This is a genomic window from Sporosarcina sp. E16_8, from assembly GCF_017347095.1.
Classification (GTDB): Bacteria; Bacillota; Bacilli; order Bacillales_A; family Planococcaceae; genus Sporosarcina.
Map to the genome: position 1 here is coordinate 1 of NZ_JADPRZ010000099.1, position 3046 is coordinate 3046.

Below are 3046 nucleotides of genomic sequence, written 5' to 3' on the forward strand. Positions count from 1 at the left end.
CCCTACGCTTTTGTTGTCGTCTAGGCTCCGGGCGCCAGCCCCTTGAGTCATAAGCAACCCAGCTATGTGGCAAAAACCGCCACGTCGTTGGGTCGACTTATGCCTGGCGGGGCTAGACGGCGCCCTACGCTTTTGTTTTTTACCAGTCGATGTTGTGGAGAATGCCTGTTTCTTTCACATAACGGACAGTTGTTGTTCCTGTGGGACCATTGCGATGTTTTAATATATTTATTTCTAACAGGCCAGGCTTGTCCGTTTCTTTGTTGTAGTAATCCTCGCGGTATAAAAAACCAATCACATCCGCATCTTGTTCAATATTGCCCGAGTCGCGTAAATCGCTCATGACGGGGCGTTTGTTATCACGGATTTCGACACCGCGGTTTAGCTGGGATAGACAAACGACGGGACAGTCAAATTCTTTTGCCATTTGCTTTAAATCATTGCTAATTTGCCCTACGACTTCAGTTCGGTTATAACTTGGGGAGTCGCCACGGATAATTTGCAAATAATCGACGAAAATAATTGGTTTTCGCTTCGGCTCCGTATGTATCATTTTTCTCGCCGCCGCACGCATTTGAGACACTGTCAGTCCGGCGCGGTCATCTATATGAATATTCGCTTCGTCCAATCTAGCGAGTGTCGGGAGCCAGTTCGATTTTTGCTTGTCTGTGAAATTCGTGTTAGGATTTCGCATACGCAGTCGTTTATAGCCGCCCGTTATCGCGATGAACCGGTCAATCATCGACCTTCTGCTCATCTCTAGCGAAAAAATAATCGGCTTATACCCCGCTAATCCTGCATGAAGCGCGAAATGGTTCAACGTATCAGTCTTTCCCATCGACGGTCTGGCAGCGATGACAATCAATTCAGCAGGTTGGAAACCGTCGAGCAATTTGTCCACGTCATGCAATCCAGTCGGCACGCCAGGTACATGCTGCACTTCTTCATAAGGCCTTTCGCCCATCCGTACCAAATCCATTTTAATGCCCGCATCAAGTCCTGCGCTCCCGTCTTTTTCTAACTCCTCAAACGCTTGTTGAATCGAACCAATTTCCCAATCCCCCTCTTTCGCCTGAATGAGGATCTTGTTTTTTTCACGGTTTTTCCACGCCTCGCGCATCATGTCAACATAGCGGTCAAACTTCGTAGGGCTCGCAAAATTCGCCAGTTCAGCCAAGTAATTTGCGCCTCCCAGTTCCACGGGCTCCATCATCGTCAGTAGCGTCACAAAGTCGACGGGACGTTTTTTCGCCAGTAACTCCTGCATGCACCCAAATATATTTTTGTGAATTTGACTGATGAAAAAACCTATTTTAACATCACTATCGACGATTAAATAATTCTCCGAGAGCATCGTTCCTAACACACTTTTTTCAATCTGCTCATGACGATCCATCTGTTACGCCTCCCCTTCGCTAAAGTCTAATTCGAATGGCTTTGGTGGCCTGCTTTTTGGCAAGTCACTGGCTCTCGATTCTTCCAAATAGTTCTCAAAATTCGTCGCATTGAATAACGTCGAAGGTCGTAAATACTTCTGCCAATGTGGATCATCCAGCCAGTCTTTCGCTTTCGTGTCAATGACCATTTTGCAATCTGCCACTGTGTACCCTTCACTGAAGCGCCCGTTCACCAATCGTGCAGTCGCCTTCGAAGACGCTTTAAATTGCCTGGCGGTTTTGTCATTCAAATAATCAATGACAGACACGGCGTCGAGATCGTTCTCGACAAGTTCTTTTTTAATTCTTTTAATCTCTTTGGTTATTGCTAGGGGCAAATTGCCCTCTGTAGTGGGGGCAATTTGCACTTCCTCTTGGAAAGATTTTGCGGTCGTCGATGGTGCATCTTGCTCCCCCTGATCGTGCAGAATTGTATAATCAATGCGATACCATTTCGTCTTGTCCATTTTCATCCGATTATACGAAGAAGTCGAAATGATATAGCCGCTATCTTCCAGTCTACGAATCGCTCTTTTAATCGTATCGACAGACCAAAAGGGGAACTCTTCGTTTTTCCACTCTTCATATGTTTTGTAAACCCACTTATGCCCATCCCGCACATTCGTCGAGATGAGCGATCTAAAATGCAATTGTTGAAGTAAAATGGCCGCGTTTAATCCCACTTGCATCGCAAGCGACGGAAGTACTTGAAGCGGCGACTCTTTTATTAATAAATTCATCATGAATCCTCCTTTGGTATTTTCCGAAGTAAGCACGACGTCTTTTGCCTAGACGAATGATGCCTTCACTCTCTATATAGACAATTCATTCGAAAAAGGGGACAACTTGATGAAATTTATTTTTTCTTCACGATTGTAAGTATACGGGAATGAGAACGAACCACTTTTGCCATGTTTTTCACTAGCGATTGCCGCAAGACTTATCACGCGTTGCCAATAAGTTTACCTATGGGGTAACGTCAAGAAAGTGCAAATATATAACGTTAAGAATTTTGAAAGATAAAAAAGCCTAACCCCTCCGTATCTCGAACGAGGAATTAGGCTTATGATTTCCTATTCCACAATCGCGTCCGATTGTGGAATAGAAAATCATTTAATAGATAAATTTATTTCAAAACCGCATTTTTATATTCTATTCTTAGACTGCATTAATACTATATCGTCCTTGGGGTGCTTTTATTTCAAGGAAATATTTTTTATTTCTCTTTAGTTTTTTTAATTCCATACCATTGCCAGGTGAAATTCGAAACTCATCAATGATAATATTTCCCTGTTCATCTTTTACTCTTAGCAACACATCACTCTCATTATTCGCATCATTAATAACCCTCTTTGTCCAAAAAATGCTATCGTATATTACATAATCTTGTGTATTAATCAAATCATGAGAGAAACTAATGCCTCTCCATTCTTCATTATCATCTGTTATTTCTACTAATCCATGAACCTTCGGAAAAAAGAATTGATTAACAACCCCTACATCTTGTACGACTAGACTACCGATTATCGTAATTATAAAGGTCATCAGGGAAGCTATAACTACTTGTAAACGACGTTTTTTATTGATGCGTTTAAACGGTTTTTTCGCAT

At 42.6% G+C, this 3046-nt stretch carries 3 protein-coding genes; all 3 read right to left on the bottom strand.

The genetic code is table 11. The features are described 5' to 3' along the window. Positions 1-139: 139 nt before the first annotated feature. Complete coding sequence (locus I2484_RS20830) at positions 140-1396, bottom strand: replicative DNA helicase (RefSeq protein ID WP_207152964.1); 1257 nt, start codon at positions 1394-1396, stop codon at positions 140-142. Positions 1397-1399: 3 nt separating this feature from the next. Beyond that, on the bottom strand, positions 1400-2176 hold the full coding sequence (locus tag I2484_RS20835; protein ID WP_207152965.1) for a conserved phage C-terminal domain-containing protein: 777 nt from the start codon (positions 2174-2176) through the stop codon (positions 1400-1402). A 418-nt stretch (positions 2177-2594) separates the two neighbouring features. Next, a partial coding sequence (locus I2484_RS20840; protein ID WP_207152966.1) for a hypothetical protein occupies positions 2595-3046 on the bottom strand: 452 nt, incomplete at its 5' end.